Annotated in this window: 21 protein-coding genes and 1 CRISPR repeat array (1 of these 22 running past the window's edge); all 21 genes read left to right on the top strand. The window is 45.0% G+C overall.

Going from position 1 to position 19372, the window contains the following annotated elements:
* Positions 1 to 271: a CRISPR direct-repeat array (repeat unit 36 nt; unit sequence GTTGAGTAACCTTAAATAATTTCTACTGTTGTAGAT) (it extends 332 nt beyond the left edge of the window).
* A 170-nt stretch (positions 272 to 441) separates the two neighbouring features.
* The 21 genes from OCV54_RS11880 (at position 442) to OCV54_RS11780 (ending at position 19368) form a co-directional block, all read left to right on the top strand.
* Positions 442 to 1290 carry an ADP-ribosylglycohydrolase family protein gene (locus OCV54_RS11880; protein ID WP_055224175.1) on the top strand — a complete coding sequence of 283 codons (849 nt, stop codon included), beginning with the start codon at positions 442 to 444 and terminating at the stop codon, positions 1288 to 1290.
* Positions 1291 to 1430: 140 nt separating this feature from the next.
* Positions 1431 to 1637, top strand: a complete 207-nt coding sequence (locus OCV54_RS11875; RefSeq protein WP_004853874.1) for a YdbC family protein — start codon at positions 1431 to 1433, stop codon at positions 1635 to 1637.
* 26 nt (positions 1638 to 1663) lie between these two features.
* Complete coding sequence (locus OCV54_RS11870; RefSeq protein WP_055224173.1) at positions 1664 to 2113, top strand: YaiI/YqxD family protein; 450 nt, start codon at positions 1664 to 1666, stop codon at positions 2111 to 2113.
* A gap of 66 nt (positions 2114 to 2179) precedes the next feature.
* Complete coding sequence (locus OCV54_RS11865) at positions 2180 to 3373, top strand: class I SAM-dependent methyltransferase (RefSeq protein WP_055224170.1); 1194 nt, start codon at positions 2180 to 2182, stop codon at positions 3371 to 3373.
* Between the two features lie 20 nt (positions 3374 to 3393).
* Positions 3394 to 3804 (top strand): peptide deformylase, encoded by a 411-nt coding sequence (locus OCV54_RS11860; RefSeq protein ID WP_004853880.1) that lies wholly within the window; start codon positions 3394 to 3396, stop codon positions 3802 to 3804.
* An 8-nt stretch (positions 3805 to 3812) separates the two neighbouring features.
* Entirely contained in the window at positions 3813 to 4595 is a 783-nt protein-coding gene (locus tag OCV54_RS11855; protein WP_055224169.1) for an AlkZ-related protein, read from the top strand.
* Between the two features lie 150 nt (positions 4596 to 4745).
* Positions 4746 to 6026 carry an L-aspartate oxidase gene (locus OCV54_RS11850; RefSeq protein ID WP_055224167.1) on the top strand — a complete coding sequence of 427 codons (1281 nt, stop codon included), beginning with the start codon at positions 4746 to 4748 and terminating at the stop codon, positions 6024 to 6026.
* A 2-nt stretch (positions 6027 to 6028) separates the two neighbouring features.
* Positions 6029 to 6883 (top strand): carboxylating nicotinate-nucleotide diphosphorylase, encoded by an 855-nt coding sequence (gene nadC / locus OCV54_RS11845; RefSeq protein ID WP_055224166.1) that lies wholly within the window; start codon positions 6029 to 6031, stop codon positions 6881 to 6883.
* A 1-nt stretch (position 6884) separates the two neighbouring features.
* Positions 6885 to 7409 (top strand): transcription repressor NadR, encoded by a 525-nt coding sequence (locus OCV54_RS11840; RefSeq protein WP_156327928.1) that lies wholly within the window; start codon positions 6885 to 6887, stop codon positions 7407 to 7409.
* A 25-nt stretch (positions 7410 to 7434) separates the two neighbouring features.
* Entirely contained in the window at positions 7435 to 8349 is a 915-nt protein-coding gene (gene nadA / locus OCV54_RS11835; RefSeq protein WP_015534792.1) for a quinolinate synthase NadA, read from the top strand.
* A 6-nt stretch (positions 8350 to 8355) separates the two neighbouring features.
* Positions 8356 to 8580, top strand: a complete 225-nt coding sequence (locus OCV54_RS11830) for a beta-galactosidase (protein WP_070097446.1) — start codon at positions 8356 to 8358, stop codon at positions 8578 to 8580.
* 135 nt (positions 8581 to 8715) lie between these two features.
* Complete coding sequence (locus OCV54_RS11825; protein ID WP_015534791.1) at positions 8716 to 9588, top strand: aldose 1-epimerase family protein; 873 nt, start codon at positions 8716 to 8718, stop codon at positions 9586 to 9588.
* Between the two features lie 234 nt (positions 9589 to 9822).
* Positions 9823 to 10158 (top strand): PadR family transcriptional regulator, encoded by a 336-nt coding sequence (locus OCV54_RS11820; protein WP_015534790.1) that lies wholly within the window; start codon positions 9823 to 9825, stop codon positions 10156 to 10158.
* Positions 10136 to 10729 carry a DUF1700 domain-containing protein gene (locus OCV54_RS11815; RefSeq protein ID WP_015534789.1) on the top strand — a complete coding sequence of 198 codons (594 nt, stop codon included), beginning with the start codon at positions 10136 to 10138 and terminating at the stop codon, positions 10727 to 10729. Before OCV54_RS11820 ends, OCV54_RS11815 begins: the two co-directional genes overlap by 23 nt.
* A gap of 2 nt (positions 10730 to 10731) precedes the next feature.
* The gene (locus OCV54_RS11810; protein ID WP_015534788.1) at positions 10732 to 11676 is read left to right on the top strand and encodes a DUF4097 family beta strand repeat-containing protein; all 945 of its coding nucleotides are present in this window, start codon (positions 10732 to 10734) and stop codon (positions 11674 to 11676) included.
* A gap of 208 nt (positions 11677 to 11884) precedes the next feature.
* Entirely contained in the window at positions 11885 to 13066 is a 1182-nt protein-coding gene (locus OCV54_RS11805) for a PrsW family intramembrane metalloprotease (RefSeq protein WP_055224162.1), read from the top strand.
* A 30-nt stretch (positions 13067 to 13096) separates the two neighbouring features.
* Positions 13097 to 14386 (top strand): dihydroorotase, encoded by a 1290-nt coding sequence (locus OCV54_RS11800; protein WP_055224160.1) that lies wholly within the window; start codon positions 13097 to 13099, stop codon positions 14384 to 14386.
* Positions 14387 to 14437: 51 nt separating this feature from the next.
* The gene (locus OCV54_RS11795) at positions 14438 to 14731 is read left to right on the top strand and encodes an acylphosphatase (RefSeq protein WP_015534784.1); all 294 of its coding nucleotides are present in this window, start codon (positions 14438 to 14440) and stop codon (positions 14729 to 14731) included.
* 26 nt (positions 14732 to 14757) lie between these two features.
* Positions 14758 to 15690 carry a GTP-binding protein gene (locus OCV54_RS11790; RefSeq protein WP_022216802.1) on the top strand — a complete coding sequence of 311 codons (933 nt, stop codon included), beginning with the start codon at positions 14758 to 14760 and terminating at the stop codon, positions 15688 to 15690.
* Positions 15683 to 17539: a hypothetical protein gene (locus tag OCV54_RS11785; protein ID WP_262563441.1), complete on the top strand. Its 1857-nt coding sequence runs from the start codon at positions 15683 to 15685 to the stop codon at positions 17537 to 17539. The genes OCV54_RS11790 and OCV54_RS11785 overlap by 8 nt, the downstream gene beginning before the upstream one ends.
* Positions 17540 to 17577: 38 nt before the next feature.
* Positions 17578 to 19368 (top strand): DUF4153 domain-containing protein, encoded by a 1791-nt coding sequence (locus OCV54_RS11780; RefSeq protein ID WP_156327927.1) that lies wholly within the window; start codon positions 17578 to 17580, stop codon positions 19366 to 19368.
* The last annotated feature ends 4 nt before the right edge of the window (positions 19369 to 19372 follow it).

Below are 19372 nucleotides of genomic sequence, written 5' to 3'. Positions count from 1 at the left end.
TTTCTACTGTTGTAGATTGCCAAGATTGAAGCCCGGTCGAGAAAGTTGAGTAACCTTAAATAATTTCTACTGTTGTAGATGATCATCTGTTGACATTCTGTTAATCTCGGGTTGAGTAACCTTAAATAATTTCTACTGTTGTAGATTCTAAGGATATAGATAAGCTACCAACGTTGAGTAACCTTAAATAATTTCTACTGTTGTAGATACTAACAACTTCATGTACTTCGTCCAAGTTGAGTAACCTTAAATAATTTCTACTATTGTAGATGCGTTTGCGACACGTCTAGCTGTTAGTGTTGAGTAATCTTATGTAGATAGAGTAATGTAAATTTATAGAATAATGACATTATTTGTTAACCGCAGCACTTACCACTGTAGGATATATTGACGTGATAAAGTACAAAAAAACAATGATGATGTATGATGTGAGAAAGCGATATGAATGACAATACAAATACTTTAAAATCCGCCATCTACGGTCTTGCCGTAGGTGATGCGTTGGGCGTTCCGTATGAATTTAAATTCAGGGGCGCATTTGAATGTACAGATATGATAGGCTACGGTACGCACAATCAGCCGGAGGGAACCTGGTCGGATGATACCAGTATGGCGCTTGCCACTTGCGCCAGTATCAAAGCGTGTGGCAGAGTTGACGTGGATGATATCAGAGACAGATTCCGCAGATGGCTAAAAGAAGGAGCATATACACTGTTTGGAGAAGTGTTTGACTGTGGAAATACGTGCGCTGCGGCTATCAGATCTGGAAGAGGTTGTGATGACGAGTGGTCCAATGGTAATGGTTCACTTATGAGGATCATTCCGTTGGCATTTGTTGAAGGGATAACGGACGCGGAGATAGAGGCTGTGTCAGCTATAACACATGCACACAGCTTGTCGAAGCTTGCCTGTGTGTGTTATGTTAGGATTGCCATTGATCTTGTAAATGGTGTGCCGCTTGCAGAGTCGATAAAGAGACATGTGCCGGGCAATTCAAAGTTGTCGGGAGCTATCGGTATTGAAAATGTATTGAGAAGTGATGGCATGGGATCTTCAGGCTATGTGGTTGATACGTTTGTGGCGGCTATGTGCTGCCTGCTTACGACGGATAACTACAGGGATTGTGTGCTCAAGGCGGTGAATCTGGGCAGCGATACAGATACTACGGCAGCGGTAGCCGGGGGACTTGCGGGAATCATGTATGGACTTGAAGGTATACCAGATGAGTGGTTGTCAAAGATGAAGTCAATGGACATGATAGATCAAGAATTGTTTTCTTCGCTCCAATAATTGTAATCCCACGTCTCTGAGGATATAGCATCATTGAAAAGCCTCATAAAAACAGATATAATGATTAACAACGGCCCATCACATCAAACAAAGAGTTGTGACGGGCTTTATCTTTAAATGATAAAGGAGATACATAGAAAATGGCAGATTTTAAATACGAAATAGTGGAGCACATAGGAGTAATCTCGGAAAGTGCAAAGGGATGGACTAAGGAACTTAATAAGATATCGTGGAACGGTGGCACACCAAAGTATGATATCAGAGAGTGGGCACCGGAGCATGAGAAGATGGGTAAGGGTGTGACACTTACAGAAGAGGAGGCGTCTAAATTAAAGTCGTTGCTGTAGAGACAGCACGAGAAAGGACTAGGTCAATGAAGATATTTGTTGATGCTGACGCGTGTCCGGTGGTTGATATAGTTGAAGACATAGCAACAAAATACAACATCCCGGTAACGCTTTTATGCGATACGAACCATGTCCTCACATCTGATTACAGCGAGGTTATCGTTGTCGGTGCCGGAGCGGATGCTGTGGATTACAAGCTGATAAGCATTTGTCATAGAGGTGATATAGTTGTTACTCAGGATTATGGCGTGGCTGCGATGGCACTGGGAAAAGGTTCATTTGCGATACACCAATCGGGAAAGTGGTATACAAATGAGAATATCGATCAGATGCTTATGGAGAGACATTTGAATAAAAAGGCAAGAAGGGCATCGAGCAGGAATCATATCAAAGGGCCGAGGAAGAGGACAGAAGAGGATGACCAGAGATTTGCGGAGTCTTTTGAGAAGCTGCTGCGAAAGGCAAATAATCTGTAGATACATATGAAGGTGTTGAAGGATTCGAACCCTCACCACCAATGAACCGGAAGAGGTCAGATTTTAATGGATGATAAAAATACAAACAGAACAATAGAATACTACAATACACATGCTGACAGATATTCCGAGGTAACCAGAAATGCTGACATGTCGGACATTTACAAGCGCTTTGAGGAACATCTCAAGCCGGGCAGCAGGATCCTTGATCTTGGCTGCGGCAGTGGTCGTGACAGCAAATATTTTCTGGACAAGGGATACAAGGTTGTATCTCTGGATGCGTCTGAGGCTATGTGCAGGAAAACTCAGGAGCTGACGGGAAAAGCGGCTGTGCATATGCGCATTGAGGACATGAACTATGAGAATGAATTTGACGCTGTGTGGGCATGTGCTTCGCTGCTCCATGTTGCCAAGAGCGATATGCACAAGATCCTTGAGAAGGCTATGAAGGCGCTCAGGGTCGGCGGGGTATTGTATGCTTCGTGGAAGTACGGCAAGAGTGAACGGACGCGGGATGATGGAAGGACATTTGCCAATTATACTGAGGCCCGGGTTTGCGATATGGTGGCGTTGGTTTCGGGCGCATCGCTTGAGGATGTATGGACGAGTCAGGACGTCAGGCTTGACAGGATAGGTCAGGGACATTTGTGGGTAAATGTTCTGGTGAAGAAGACCAGAGTTGTCATAACTGAGAAGGAATTTCTGAACATTTTCTGGAAGCAATACCAGATCATTGAGAAGGATGTCAGGATCAGTTCGGAGTATGTGGACATTCACAAGAGCAACTTCCCGACATTTTCAAGCAGATACATAAATATGTTTCTGAACATCTGCAGCAATATTGATTCTCTGATTGAGATATATTGCAAGATGGTAGAGGAGGACGATTACAGGAAGAAGTACAATATACATGACAGGCTTACTCCTGTGCTTAGGAAATTCCCGGCTATCAGGCTTGACGCAGTTAGGACGATAGACACATTTGAGGATATCGAGTTGAAGCCGTTCAGCGCATTTGTGGATGGCAGGATCGCGGATTGGTGGAATGACTATAACCTGGTAAAACATGCCAGAAGCGAGAAGAATGAGAAGACAGGAAAGTACAATTTCCAGAGCGCAAATCAGAAGAATGTGCTGACGGCGATGGCAGCGTATTTTATCGTGTGCAACCGTATATATGAGGAGATATGCGAGATCTCGGCAACGCCGAAGAGGCTTCTCAAGTCAAAAATATTCCTGTATGCGAAGAATGGTGAGTAGATAAGGAAAGGTAATAGACCATGGTAAAACAGATAGTGAGAGACCAGATGTTTCTCAGCCAGAAGTCATCTCCGATGACTCCTATGGATGCGGGGATCATTGCAGATATGCAGGACACATTAGCGGCAAATCAGGCGAGGTGCGTCGGCATGGCGGGCAACATGATCGGGTATAAGAAGAGGATAATCATCGTCAGCATGGGATTTGCCAATGTTGTCATGCTGAATCCGGTTCTTCTGTCAAAGTCGGGGGCTTACGAGACAGAGGAGGGATGTCTGTCTCTGGACGGCACGAGAAAGGTGACAAGGTATAGAGACATAGAGGTAGAGTTTCAGGATGCATCATTTGCAAAAAAGCGTATGAAGTTCAACGGATATATAGCCCAGATAGTGCTCCATGAGATGGATCACCTTGAGGGGCGAATAATTTAGGAGAGTTTATGGAATCAAAAGATGGAGCATGGATCATGTATGGAGTTTCGGAGGATGATCCGGAGTGCCTGCATACGGTGGACGAACTTATCGGATATATAGAGGAAGTGGGATTTCTTCCTCTTTTCCGCAATGAGATACCTGGATTTTCGGTGGAAGAGCGAACCACGGAGAAGTATTGGTGGAGTGAAGACCCGCAGAGGGATCCTTGGGTGTGGCGTGAGATCATAGCCAGAAGAGGCGATATCGCATACGGCAAATTTTTCCACAATAAGGCGGGATTTATCTCAAAGAAATGGTTCCCGTATTTTGCAAATTATAGAAGAGCTGGATATGATTTCGATGCCAGATGGGATGATGAGCTTGCATCATTCAGGCAGAAGAAGATCATGGATCTGTTCATGGATGACCGGATAGACGAGGAGAGCGATGCGGAATTTGCAGCAGAAAAGCTGGATAGTATGTACAATACAGAACTTTTTTCATTCGATATAAAGAAGCTTGCCGGATTTGGCAAGGGCGGAGAGAAAGGCTTTGAGGGTACGATGACACAGCTCCAGATGCAGACATACCTGTGCGCATGTGACTTCAGAAAACGGTTGAACAAGAAGGGCGCGGAATACGGATGGAATGTGGCTGTGTATTCCATGCCGGAGAAGCTGTGGGGATATGACCACGTGACGTCCGCATATGGTGAGAGCCCTGAGGAATCGTGGGAGAGGATAGTGAAGCATATGGATGATATCTACCCGATTGCCACAGAGAAACAGATAAAGAAAGTCTTAAAGTAGAGACGGTATACAGAAAACTCTAATTCAAAAGTTTACATCAAAAGTTTACACATAACATTACATATATCTTTACATATGTGTTTACATATGTTATGTTTATATGCAAGTCAGGTTATAAAGAATAATATGATGCCTACTTGAAGAGGAGAAATGATGAACACTGTATATGATGTTATTATTGTTGGAACTGGCGCTGCAGGCTTGTTCTGTGCGTTGAATTTTCCAGAGACAAAAAAGGTCTGTATTATCACAAAAAGGCGGGCTGATGAGTCCGATTCTTTTTTGGCCCAGGGTGGCATATGTATGCTGCGGGGTGAGGAAGACTACGAAGATTACTTTGAAGACACCATGAGAGCCGGTCATTATGAGAACAATAAAAAGACAGTCGATCTGATGATCAGATCATCGAATCTTGTTATCAGAGAATTGATAAGGCTTGGAGTTAGATTTGAGAGAGATGAGAGCGGAAAGCTTGCCTTCACCAAGGAGGGAGCTCACAGCCAGCCAAGAATATTGTTCCACGAGGACATTACCGGCAAAGAGATTACATCCACTTTGCTGGAGTGTGCAAAGAAAAAATCCAATATCGAGATATATGAGTATACGACTATGCTCGACATCGTCTGCAATGACAATGCCTGTGGTGGCGTGGTTATAGCTGATGAGGCGAAGAATATAAGCATACTTAGATCCAACAACGTTGTATTGGCGTGTGGTGGAATCGGAGGTATATATAAGAACTCAACGAATTTTGCCCATATAACAGGTGATGCCATAGCAATTGCCTTAAAACATGGTGTAGAGGTAGAGAATCTGAATTATGTGCAGATCCACCCGACAACACTGTTTAGCCGGAATAAGGGAAGAAGGTTTCTGATATCTGAATCTGTGAGAGGCGAAGGCGCATGGCTTCTTAACAAGGCGGGAGAAAGGTTTACAGATGAACTGCAGCCTCGTGATGTAGTCAGCCATGAAATATGGAAACAGATGGAGATAGATGGAACGGAGCATGTGTGGGAAGATCTGAGACCGCTTGGAAGAGATGTGATCTTGCAACATTTTCCACATATATACAAGCAGTGCAAGGATGAGGGGTATGATGTGCTTGTTGAACCGATACCGGTTGTGCCGGCTCAGCATTACCACATGGGCGGAGTGAAGGCAGATCTCGCCGGAAGGACATCCATGGAAGGATTGTATGCGGTAGGAGAAGCTGGATGTAATGGAGTGCATGGCAGAAACAGACTGGCAAGCAATTCGTTACTTGAGTCGCTTGTATTTGCACAGAGGGCAGCAGATGATATCATGTTCAGCAGAGAGCACAGAGGCTGTGGAGAAGACAACATAGATCTGTCTGAATATGAAGATATAGATGGTTTGTTTAGAGAATATAAGAATATAGTTTTGACAGAAACGGAAAGAAGAGGCTGAGAATGAATCAGATAACAATGAAATTGAATGCGGACAAGCTTATAATGATGGCTTTACAGGAGGATATCACAAGTGAGGATGTATCCACAAATGCGGTGATGCCAAAGGCACAGAAAGGAAAAGTAGACCTAATATGCAAGCAGGATGGAATCATTGCAGGACTTGATGTATATGCAAGAGTATTTACCCTCTTAGATGACAGCACTGAGGTTGAGTTCTTCTGCAAAGATGGCGATGAGGTGAAGGTTGGACAGCTTATGGGAATTGTGACTGGTGATATCAGGGTTCTTCTCTCTGGCGAGAGGGTTGCGCTTAATTATCTCCAGCGTATGAGTGGTATAGCTACGTATACCCATGAGGTTGCAGAACTTCTTAAAGGAAGCAAGACTACTCTGCTGGATACCAGAAAGACCACACCTAATTGCCGTATATTTGAGAAGTATGCAGTCAGAGTCGGCGGAGGCAGCAATCACAGATACAATTTGTCGGATGGAGTATTGCTTAAGGATAATCATATAGGCGCTGCGGGAAGTATAACCAATGCAGTGAGAATGGCAAAGGAGTATGCACCATTTGTCCGCAAGATAGAGGTTGAAGTTGAGACACTGGATCAGGTAAAAGAGGCTGTTGAAGCGGGAGCCGATATCATTATGCTTGACAATATGACAACGGATCAGATGAGGGCTGCGATTGATTTGATCGATGGACGTGCGGAGACAGAATGTTCAGGCAATGTTACAAAAGAGAACATAGAGAGCCTGATATCATTGGGAGTGGATTATATATCAAGCGGTGCGCTTACACACAGCTCACCTATAATGGATATATCGATGAAAAATCTTCATGCGGAGGGATAAAGTGAAGGCAAAAGAGAGAAGGGAAAGGATACTTGACATTGTGAAGAATTCAGATGTCCCTGTTCCGGCAAATAAGCTTGCGTCAGAATTTGAAGTCAGCAGACAGATAATAGTGCAGGATATTGCAGTGATCAGGGCGGCTGATGATGGCATAATTGCAACTAACAGGGGTTATATATACAAGAATGAATCAAAATGTCAGAGAGAGTTTAAAGTAAAACACGGTTATGACAGGACTGAGGAAGAACTCACGATCATAGTTGATTATGGCGGTGTTGTAAAGAATGTAAGTATAAGTCATACGGTGTACAATCGTGTTACTGCAAAGATGAATATTGCTTCCAGATACGACGTGGCAAAATTTATGAAAAAATTGGAAAACAGCCAGTCGTCCCTGCTTGGAAATGCTACGAACGGATATCATTACCATCTGATAGAGGCTCCAAGTGAAGAGATCCTGGACAACATAGAGCAGAAGCTCGATGAGACAGGCTTCCTTGTTCCGTGGCAGGAGTGGGAGAAATAATACAAAATGATTTGGAGAGAATAAAATGACGATAAAAGAGATACAGGAAGAGATAATCAGACTGAAGAAAGAGAAAGATTTCTGCATACTGGCACATGCTTATCAGGGACATGAGATTCTTGAAGTTGCAGATTATATGGGAGATTCATATGGACTTAGCGTAGAGGCGAGCAAGGATTCCCGCAAAAATATAATAATGTGTGGTGTGCGTTTTATGGCGGAGACATGTAAGATATTGTCCCCTGATAAGAATGTGTACCTGCCTAATCCTGAAGCCGGATGTCCGATGGCTGAGCAGATGAACCTTGAAACGCTGGATGAGATGAAGAAGAAGTATCCGGGATATGCGGTTGTCGCCTATATAAATACGACATCTGAATTGAAAACTGCCTGTGATGTATGTGTGACATCCTCATCAGCAGTGCAGATCTGCAGCAAGCTTGATAATGACAAGATTCTTTTTATTCCAGATCCGAATCTTGGAAACTATGTTCAAAAGCAGATGCCGGAAAAGGAATTTGCATTTTTTAACGGCGGATGTCCTAGACATCTTGCGGTTACCCTAGATGATGCTTTGAAGGCAAAAGAGTTACATCCACATGCGGAACTTCTTGTCCATCCTGAGTGCAGGCCGGATGTAGTTGCAGAGGCTGATTATGTAGGTTCAACCACAGGAATTATGGCATATGCCAGAAAGTCAGAGAAAAAAGAATTTATCATCGGTACAGAGCACAGTATTGTGGAGCATCTTCAGTATGAGTGCCCTGACAAAATGTTCTATCCAATTTCTTCAAAGCTGATGTGCCATAATATGAAGCTTACTACCCTGGTTGACATATTGAATGTATTAAAGGGCACAGGTGGCGAAGAGATAGTCCTTTCTGATGAGGTGATGGAGGGAGCTTCCCGCTGCATCAACAGAATGATCGCGCTTGGATAACGAGGTGTGGATTATTATCCAGAGCAGTGGGACATATCCATGATCGATGAGGATATGGACAATATCGTAGAGCTTGGATGCAATGTCATCCGTATAGCGGAGTTTGCATGGCATATCATGGAGAAGACGGAGGGGCAGTATGACTTTTCGTTCTTCGATCATGTCATCAGCAAGGCAAAGGAGAAGGGGCTTCATGTGATACTTGGAACCCCGACAGCGACTATTGCTTAATTATATAAAATACGGTTGCTTATTAGTTCATTAAGCGACCGTATTTTTTTGTACCTGTGTTATAATGTTATAAAAGTGTATAATATTATTTGCAAATTATGATCAGCCAGACTGGCTGGAGTATAGGAGGACATGATGGGTATTGTTGAATTAAAAAATGATAAGATCGCTATAAAGGTGAATACTCACGGCGCTGAGCTTGTGAGCCTGAAGAGTATCGAGACAGACAGAGAATACATGTGGTGCGGTGATGCTGAGTATTGGGGAAGAGTTTCTCCTGTGCTGTTTCCATTTGTGGGAAAGCTTGAAGGACAGCGTTACAGACATAACGGGGTGGTTTATGAGAATATACCTCAGCACGGATTTGCAAGGGACAGCGAGTTTGTAGTGGGTGGCCAGACTGGTGATACACTGCTGTTTGTGCTTGAGAAGAATGATACATGGCAGAAGAGCTATCCGTTTGATTTCAGTCTTTGTATAGGATACAGACTTGAAGGTTCATCTGTACATGTTATGTGGACCGTTGTGAATGAGGGAACTGACACGATTCATTTTTCTATCGGTGCCCATCCTGCATTTGCATGTGAGGGAGGCATCGGCGGTTATTCTCTGGATATGCACACAGGTAAGAACGAGATTGAATGTGGTCTTTTGACAGCAAATGGAGTTCTTGGAGATAGAACAGTTACGCACAGACTGACAGATGGAGTCTTAAAGCTGCGTGATGAGATGTTTGATGAGGATGCCCTGATCATGGATGGTAAGGGTATAAATACGATTACATTAAGGAACTCATCTGATGCGCCGGTTTTGCAGTTGAGATTTGATGTGCCGCAGATAGGCATATGGTCTCCTGCAAAGAAACATGCGCCATTTGTCTGCATAGAGCCTTGGTTTGGCAGGTGTGACCGCGAGGGATATGACGGAGATCTGGCGGACCGTGAGTATTCAAACAGTCTTGAGGCTGGCCATTCGTTCAGCAAGGAGTATGTCATCGACATACTATAATGGAAAACATATCATGTGTCAGATTAAGATATAGCAGAATATAATTTGTAAGCAGGGCGGGACATCCCATTGGTGAGATGTTCCGCCCTGCTTGTTATGTTTCATATACATTAATGTAAAACCTATGTAAAAGGTGCCTGACTCCATTGTTGTTCCTTTTTGTAGAGTGCTGAAAATACTACTTGACATATAATACTATGTGACGTATAGTATACTGCGTAAGGAGGTATAGCGATGGATATACAATTGAAGAGAGGGATGCTCGATGTGTGTGTGCTTGCGGCCATCAAGGACGAGGATTCCTATGGATATCAGATCATCAAAGATATGAAGCCGTATGTGACGATATCAGAGTCCACACTCTATCCTATCCTCAGAAGACTTGAGGCGGGGTCGCTGCTCACGGTTCATTCCGTGGAGCACAACGGAAGACTCAGAAAGTATTATCATATTACGGATGCCGGAAGAGCCAGGATAGAAGAGTTCAAGGAAGAGTGGAAGGAACTGGAATCCATATACAGATTTATTGTGAAGGAGGAAGTCAGAGATGAACAAACAGGAATATCTTGAGTCGATAAGAAGCAGGATCAGTGCGATGCCGGCTGATGATGTGAACAGGTTTATGGATTACTATAGCGAGATGATAGATGACCGCGTGGAGGATGGCCTTTCCGAGGAGGAGGCTGTGGCAGATATGGGATCACCTGATGCAGCAGTGGAGCAGATACTTGAAGATATGCCGCTTACAAAGCTTGTGAAGGAGAAGATCAAGCCAAAGCACGAGCTCAAGGCATGGGAGGTCGTACTCATAGTACTTGGTTCTCCGGTGTGGATACCACTTCTCATTACAGCGGCGGTATTGTTGCTCACACTGTGGATAGTTGCATTTGCACTTCTTATATCATTCTATGCGGTGGTGCTCAGCTTTGTGGTTGCGGGAATAGGCGGATTGATATGTACCATACCTCTGTTCGTGGCCCACAGCCCTTACACAGCAGTTCTAATGCTCGGAGCAGCACTCATAGGAGTTGGTATAGCGATATTGTTTGTTGTATCGGTTAAGCCTGTTACGGTTGGTATATTTAAGGTCTGCAAGGCCAGTGTGAATGGAATAAAGAGAATGTTTGTAAAGGAGAAATAGTCATGAGTAGAACAAAGAAAGCTGTTATTGTTGCATCGGTCATGATCGTGGCAGGCATTATCACTGTGATCTCAGCACTTGCTGTAAATGGATTCAGATGGCCGAATGTGACAGTTAATCTGGCCCACATGACATCGGAGCCGGTGAACTACGTAAAGAAGACTGTTGATATAAAAGATAAATTCACTGCAATTGATGTAAAAAGCGCATCAGATGTGGATGTTTCCGTGAAGAAGGCGAGTGGAGATACAAGTTATGTGGAGTATTATGACTGCGAGAATCTGACGCATCATGTAGATATATCAGATGGCGTGCTCAGGATAACCGCAGATGACAGTAGAAACGCGGCATTTAACATTTCCATTGGTATGTACTCTGGAGCATGGCCGTCCGTGACGGTGTATCTGGCCGGCACGGAGTACGATGATCTGAAGATCGTGACCAGCAGCGGTGACGTGGATATGGAATATTATCTGGCAATAGGCAATATCGATATAGAGGCCGCCAGCGGCGATGTGATCGTAAAGGGGGTAAATGCAGATGCTCTGACAGTGGCGACCAGCAGTGGTGACATTAAGCTTGACAGTGTATCGTCAAAGGATACAAGAATATCAGCAAACAGTGGTGACGTCAGTCTTGGTGATGTGGTGATGGATAATATTGATCTGAAGACCTCCAGTGGCAATATCACATCTGGCAGTATAAAGGCAAAACGTATAAACGGTCGTGCGTCAAGTGGTGACGTAATGATTAGAGACTGTGATGCTTCTGAGATCAATGTCGTGACAACCAGTGGTGATGTATCGATCGGCATTGGCTCAGAAATGAAGTATGAATACAATACAAAGACATCCAGCGGTGATGTAAATGTACCGGACTCGGTTGAGGGAGCAGATGGAAAGTGCAATATCGAGACTAGTAGCGGAGATATTGATGTCACACAGTAAGTCGTAACTGAATACATTTGAAAATTGGTTCAAGGCAGGTCTTCTGAAATGGAATGACCTGCCTTGAGTTGCATTTAGGCTAAATTAAAGTTAATTAATGAAATAAAATGTCGGTAAAGGCCTTTGCTTATTGTGGATTCACGCTAAAAATGGTATCTTTAATATGTATATATATTTATACGGAAGAAAATATCAGGGAGAGTAAAGGATGAGTGCATTTGCATTGAGACTTGCAGTATTACCTTCGGTGTTACTGCTGTTATTTGTAGTCAGAAGAAATAAGAATAGCAGGGATCCAATGAGCCTGCTAGTATGGCTTGCGGTTCTGGGAGCTGTCAGCACGATACCGGCAGTAGTCGTGGAGCTGGTTGGGGGCGTATTGTTATACTACATGGGATTGGAATCCGGAACGGCGGTTTATGAGCTGGTCAACTGCTTCTTTATAGTGGCGATGATCGAGGAACTGGGCAAATTCCTTGGAATGTTAATACTTACATGGAAAAATAAGAACTTTGACCACAGCTATGACGGCGTTATATATGGCGTGTGCTCGTCGCTCGGATTTGCAACACTGGAGAATATCCTGTATGTATTCCAGGGTGGAATAGGACTCGGAATCCTGAGGGCTGTGACAGCAATCCCACTTCACTGCTCATGCGGCGTTATCATGGGATATTTCTACTCAAAGGCGAGAGAGAATGCGAACAAGGGCGAGGGTGCCGCAGGCAATATGCTGATAGCGTATTTTAGCGCCATGGGAATACACGGACTGTATGATTTTGTGCTGTCGATTGATGACACCAGCGTGATCCTGTGCATACTGGTTCTGATCCTGTCGGTGGTTCTGATGTTCCTGCTCATATCCCATGCGGCAAAGAACGATCATATCATAGCGGTAAATCCTATATGGGTGAATCCGTATAACTTCAGATATATACCTATGTGTGGATATAATCAGCCAAATATGTACGGACAGAACATGCAGTACAATCAGCCAAATGTATATGGCAAGCGGCAGAACACCTTCCAGCCAAATGCATACGGCCAGACGGATCAGTACAATAATCAGCAGAGTGGCTATGGCCGGCAGCCTCGGTATGGTCAGCAGAGTGGCTATGGCCAGCAGCCTCGGTATGGTCAGCAGAATGGTTACGGTCAGCGGCCGGGGCAGTACAACCAGCCGGGCAGCTATACTCAACAGCCAGGACAGTACAATCAGCCGTCAAGTGGCTATGGTCAGCCACAGCGGTACGATCAGCAGAATGGCTACAGCCAGCAGACCCAGTATGGCCGGCAGTCACAGCAGAATAATCAGTATAGCGGCTACGGTCAGCAGCCACATTACGGTCAGTCATCACAGTATGATCCGCAGAACACATACAGACAGTAATAAAATATTTATATAGAGGAGAACAGGTAAATGTTATTGATAAAGAATGGAAGAGTCATTGATCCGGTCACCCATACAGACGAGGTCATGGATGTGCTCATCGACGGCAATCATATAGTTAAGACAGGATACGATCTGGAGGCAGAGGGTGCGGAGGTCATCGATGCAGATGGACTTGTAGTTGCACCAGGACTGGTAGACACACATGTACACTTCCGCGATCCGGGATTTACGTACAAGGAAGACATCGAGACAGGTGCTGCCGCCGCTGCAAGAGGAGGCTTCACGATGGTGGTATGTATGGCGAATACAAAGCCGGCGGTGGATAACCTTGAGACTCTCAAGTATATACAGGATAAAGGTGCAAAGACCGGAATACATGTAGTTCAGACAGCCACAGTCACAAAGGGCCTTGCTGGCAAGGAACTCGTGGACATGGACAGTCTTGCGGCTGCAGGTGCAGCAGGATTTACCGATGACGGAATCCCAATCATGGATGAGAAGCTTCTTCTTGAGGCTATGGAGAAGGCAAGGGATCTTGATCTTCCGGTGAGTCTTCATGAAGAGGATCCGCTGTTCATTGTACAGCCGGGAGTGAATCAAGGAAAAGTATCAGAAAAGCTTGGATACGGCGGTGCATCCCGCACAGCGGAGGATATTATGGTTGCAAGGGACTGCGTCCTTGCACTTCACACAGGTGCATCAGTGTGCATACAGCATATAAGCTCAGGCAATTCCGTGGATATAGTGAGAACTGCAAAGAAGCTTGGAGCGGACGTACATGCGGAGGCAACTCCACATCATTTCACCCTTATAGAGGATGCTGTGCTGAAGTACGGAACCATGGCGCGTATGAATCCTCCACTCAGAACCGAGAAAGACAGAAGACAGATCATAGAGGGAATACAGGATGGCACAATAGATATGATAGTGACGGATCACGCCCCGCACAGCAGTGAGGAGAAGGCGAGACCGCTTGACAAGGCGCCAAGTGGAATAACAGGGCTTGAGACATCTCTTGCCCTTGGAATATATTCCCTTGTACAGCCTGGATATATCTCACTCATGAAGCTCATGGAACTAATGAGCAGGAATCCTGCAGAATTTTACCGCATGGAACCGGGCAAGATAGCAGAGGGAGCTCCTGCGGATATAGTCATATTTGGCGAGAATGAGCAGTGGACAGTGAACAGCTTTGCGTCAAAGGCATCCAACAGTCCATTTGCCGGATGGACTCTCCCGGGAAAGGTTCACTATACAATCTGTGGCGGAAATATCGTGTATGACGCAGAAAAGTACGATGCTGAACATGATGTGTAAGATGCGGGCAGCAGGATATAAAATGTAAGATATGAGAAGATCATAACAGAGATGGGACATATAGATATGGACAAGATAAGACGACATTATACATTCAGAGGAAGAGTGCAGGGAGTTGGCTTCAGATACAGGGCGAGCTATGCTGCATCCATGTACGGAGTCACCGGCTGGGTGTGCAACAGATATGATGATTCTGTTGAGATGGAGGCTCAGGGGCTGCCTGAGGCTATAGACAAGGTGATAGCAGTTCTCAGAAATGACAGATATATATTTATAGAGGATATGGATGTCAGAGAGATACCTCTGGAGAATGACAGCGGATTTCATGTGAGATCAAGCTGGTAACGCGCGTAGATAAGGAGAGTGGACATATGGTAAAGATAGATTTGATAACGGGCTTTCTGGGCTCAGGCAAGACGACATTTATTAAGAAGTATGTGAGCTACCTTGTTGGCAAAGGATATAATGTCGGAATCCTTGAAAATGATTATGGTGCAGTCAACGTGGACATGATGCTTCTTCAGGATGTGATGGGCGAGAACTGTCATGCTGAGATGGTGGCAGGTGGCTGCGGCGAGGACTGTCACAAGAGAAGGTTCAAGACAAAGCTCATAGCGATGGGGATGAGCGGCTATGACAGAGTCATTGTTGAGCCGTCCGGAATATTTGATGTGGATGAATTCTTTGACGTTCTCCACGAGGAGCCACTTGACAGATGGTATGAGGTGGGAAGCATCATTTCCATAGTCGATGCCGGACTTGACCGGGATATGAGCAGACAGTCCAGATATGTGCTTGCGTCTGAGGTTGCGAACTGTGGAACTCTGGTGATGAGCAAGGTTCAGGATGCATCGGAGGATGAGAAGAGGAGCACAATAGAATATATCAATGAAGTGCTCACCGAATTCCAGTGTAAGCGTCAGTTCGGCGATGATGTTCTGGAGAAGAACTGGGATGATTTCACGGACGATGACTTTGAAGGTTTTATGTCAACCGGATACAAATTAAACGACTATGTAAAATTATGGTTCAAACAAAGTGATGTGTTTAACTCGGTATATATCATGAATAAGGTCATGCCTCAGGAGCGGCTTGAGACGATAGTCAGGGATATATTTGCGGATAAGGAATGCGGAGATGTCTTTAGAATCAAGGGTTTTCTCCCTGTAAATGACACCGGATGGATAGAGCTCAACGCCACGGCAAAAAAGACCGAGGTGAGACCTATAGAGAACGGGCAGGAGATCATAATTGTGATCGGTTCGAATTTGGTGGAGGACAAAATAAAACGGTACTTTGAGTAAAGAGGCTGATGGACAGGAGCGGATTTTCATGACAGACAGGGCTAAGAAATTGAACAGAGAAGAGAAGCTTCAACTTCAGGCTGAAAAGCTGAAAGAACAGGCACAGATAGATCTTGAGGGATACGTTATGTGTCGTTCTGCACTCAGGGCGACCAGAACGGATCTTCATGAGGAGTCGGAACGGTATGACAGACTTAGGGAAGAATATGAAGAGCTGAAGAACAGACGCGCACCGTACAAGGTGCTGTTCTATAAACGCAGAAGGATCAGAAAGTGTAAAAAGCACATAAAGGAGCTGGGAAGGGCAAAGAAACGTCTGCGCAAACAGATGAAGGAACATCGTGAGGGTGTCAGACGAAGAACTGCTACCAACACATTTGCATTTGTTGCAGCGCTTGCGATGTTCGCCATGATGGCGTGGAGGATATGGCAGCTCGCACAGGGTGTGTACTATATGGCATTTTACAGAAATGGTGAGGCCCTTGAGATAACGGCTGTTGCTGTGCTCAGGCAGCTCCTGCTTGTGGCGTGCATCGTATATGGCCTTGTGGTTGTATGGCAGTCACTGCAGGTGTGGGGCATGAAGCGGGAAGGCTGGAATGGTGTAATAAGAATTAAGGTGAAACAGAAGGCCTACTGGATTATGATGATAGGCGTACCGCTTCAGATAGTCAGCCATGGAGATATGCTGACAAATGCCATGATGCTTATAACGATTATCAGTCAGATGGTCATGGCGGCACTTTTGTCGACGGTCCAGTCGAGAAGGATACTTGTGAAGATATTTGCATGGTGCTATGTCGGGGGAATCTGCGTGATATGGCTGTATGGCGGAGTGTACTGCAGAAACTTCGAGATATCGGGAAATGATTCCGGAACCAGCACCTATGCGGTTGACAACAAGTCGAATTTTTCGCAGATATGGGAGATGTCGACTGAACCGGAATTCTATCATATGGGTATGTATGCCCAGAACAGGGATACCGATTATGGCATGATGATCATTCCGGGACTTGCGTATGCTGATACGATAGGCAGTGAGTCGAGGAAGATAGAGAACTGCACGTCCATGACGCCACAGGGGCTGGCAGTTACGAAGGAGTATACATTTGTCAGTGCTTACTGCAAGACGAAGAAACACAAATCTGTGATATTTGTTCTTGATACACAGACCGGGAAATATATTAAGACACTGGTTCTCAAGGACACGACACATGCCGGAGGACTTGCGTATGATACGAAGAATAATGTGCTGTGGGTTTCCTCGTATATGATTGATGAGGATGAGGACAGGAGCAGGAAGGCATCCATATCATGTCTTACGCTGGACTCCATAGAGAAATACGATGTGGCTCAGGGAAAGCCGATAAAATACAGGAACACATGTAGCGTCATGTTCCCTGCAACGTCATTTATCACGATATATGACGGACATATATATGCGGGCTACTGGCGAAAGGATAAGAACAGCTACAGCATGGCTGCCAGCTATGAGATAGTAAATGGAGGAACTGCAATATCCTCGGAGGAGGACGAGGCTTTCTATATACCAGGAAGGGTGCAGGGGCTTCAGGTGTACAAAAATGAGATAATATTCTCTATATCCTATGGTATAGATGAATCCAGGATAGAGGTATACGATACAGATACAGGCAAGCTGTCCAGTGTGAATTACGGAACAGAGACACCGAGACAGGTGGTTAAGCTCCCGCAGAAGCTGGAGCAGATATATTCGTATAATGGCAAATTATACTGCCTGTTCGAGTCTGCAAGTTTTGCCTACAGGCTGACAGCACCGGTGTGTATGGACAGGATCGTGGGGCTTGATGAGATGGCACTTGTAGAGTAGCTCAAAGTGGTTCAAGGTGAAAAAATGGAGGGTTTGGGATGAACGAACAGAATATTAACAATGGAATGAATGGAGGCCCGGGGATGCCCCCGCCGCCACCGCAAGGGTATATGAACATGAATGGAGGCCCGGGGATGCCCCCGCCGCCACCGCAAGGGTATATGAACATGAATGGAGGCCCGGGAATGCCCCCGCCGCCACCGCAAGGGTATATGAACATGAATGGAGGCCCGGGGATGCCCCCGCCGCCACCTCAGGGTTATATGAACATGAATGCCAGACCGCCGCAGAGGAGAAATCCTGCGGTGTCTCCGAACAGATTCAGGATGTTTGGTATTCCGGTACTGGTATATGCGATCATATGTGCGGCATGTCTGTACAGCAACTGGTCGAGTATATTGTCGGCTGTGCTTTCGATAGTATCAATAGTGTTTATCAGTACATGCATGGTACGATATGAGAAGAACATCGGTGCAGACCGTGAGGCCATGACCACTGGAGCTGCGTTGTCGAAACAGAGTATACTGATCCCATATTATATTCTTGTGTTCATGATGTCGGTTGCCCTGAGTCTCACAGACGAGGGATATATCATATTTGGATGTAATGTGGGAATAATCGTTACAGAGATGTATGCGGTTATGACATACTTCAATGACACTGAAAAGCATGGGATATTCAAGGGAATATTCTCATTTTTCGAGATGTTCTTTGGATCGATAGGGTATGTAAACATGCCATTTGCCGACAGAAAGGCGGAGCGTGAGATAACCGGCAAAAAGAGAAATTCCAAGCTGATGTACATACTTCTTGGATGTGTGATAGCACTTCCGATACTGGTGATCGTGCTCAATCTGCTGTCTTCGGCAGATCCTGTGTTTGCAAAGGTCATAAAGGATATATTTGGCAAACTGTTCTTCTCGTGGGATATAGTGAAGATAGTTCTGTTTGCCGCTGTGATATTCCTGTTTGTATATGGATTTATTGTCAAGGCGGGCCGCAGAGATCTCGGTGCAAATGCTCCGAAGGAGGGGCAGTACAATGCAGTGACAGGTATAACTATAACGATAGTGCTCACAGCGTTCTATCTGATATTTGCCGTTGTTCAGATAGTGTATCTGTTCATGAACAGCGCAGGACTTCCGGACGATATGACATACGCAGAGTATGCAAGACAGGGCTTCTTCCAGCTGCTCTTTGTAGCGGTTGTAAATGTGTGTATGGTGCTGATATTTAGTGCTATATTCAGAAAGAGTCTGGTGCTCAACGTGTCACTGCTCATGATGTGCATATGTACATATATAATGATTGCCTCATCAGCTGTGAGGCTGTCCATGTACATTGCGGAATATGATCTAACATACCTCAGAATAAATACCATATGGGCGCTGATAGTCACGTCTATAGTGATGCTCGGTGTTATCATAAGCCTGTTCTGGAGAAATATGCCGCTGTTCAGATACATATTTATGACGGTTCTGGTGATGTTCGCGCTGTATGCATTTATCAGACCTGGCGCAGTGATAACAAAGTACAATATCAGTCAGGCGCACAGTGGAAAGAAGATAGATCTTGAGTATGTGATGGATATAGGTAATGACGGAGTTCCATATCTGATCGATTATTTCAGGACCAAAGACATTACGCCCGAAATGGTCATGGAGGAAGTGATGTCGAAATATAGCGAGGACACCTACTACTGGAGAGACGACACGGTGGGAGAGAGGCTTGAGAAGATGCTTGAGGAGAATGATGACAAGGGCTATATCAGAAGCTTTAACTTCTCCAGATACAGAGCTTCAAAGACTATAGAGGATTATATAAAGTAGTGTA

Origin of the sequence: Coprococcus aceti (assembly GCF_025567285.1) — a bacterium.
Lineage (GTDB): Bacteria > Bacillota > Clostridia > Lachnospirales > Lachnospiraceae > Coprococcus > Coprococcus aceti.
This window is presented reverse-complemented; position numbering and strand designations above follow the sequence as displayed.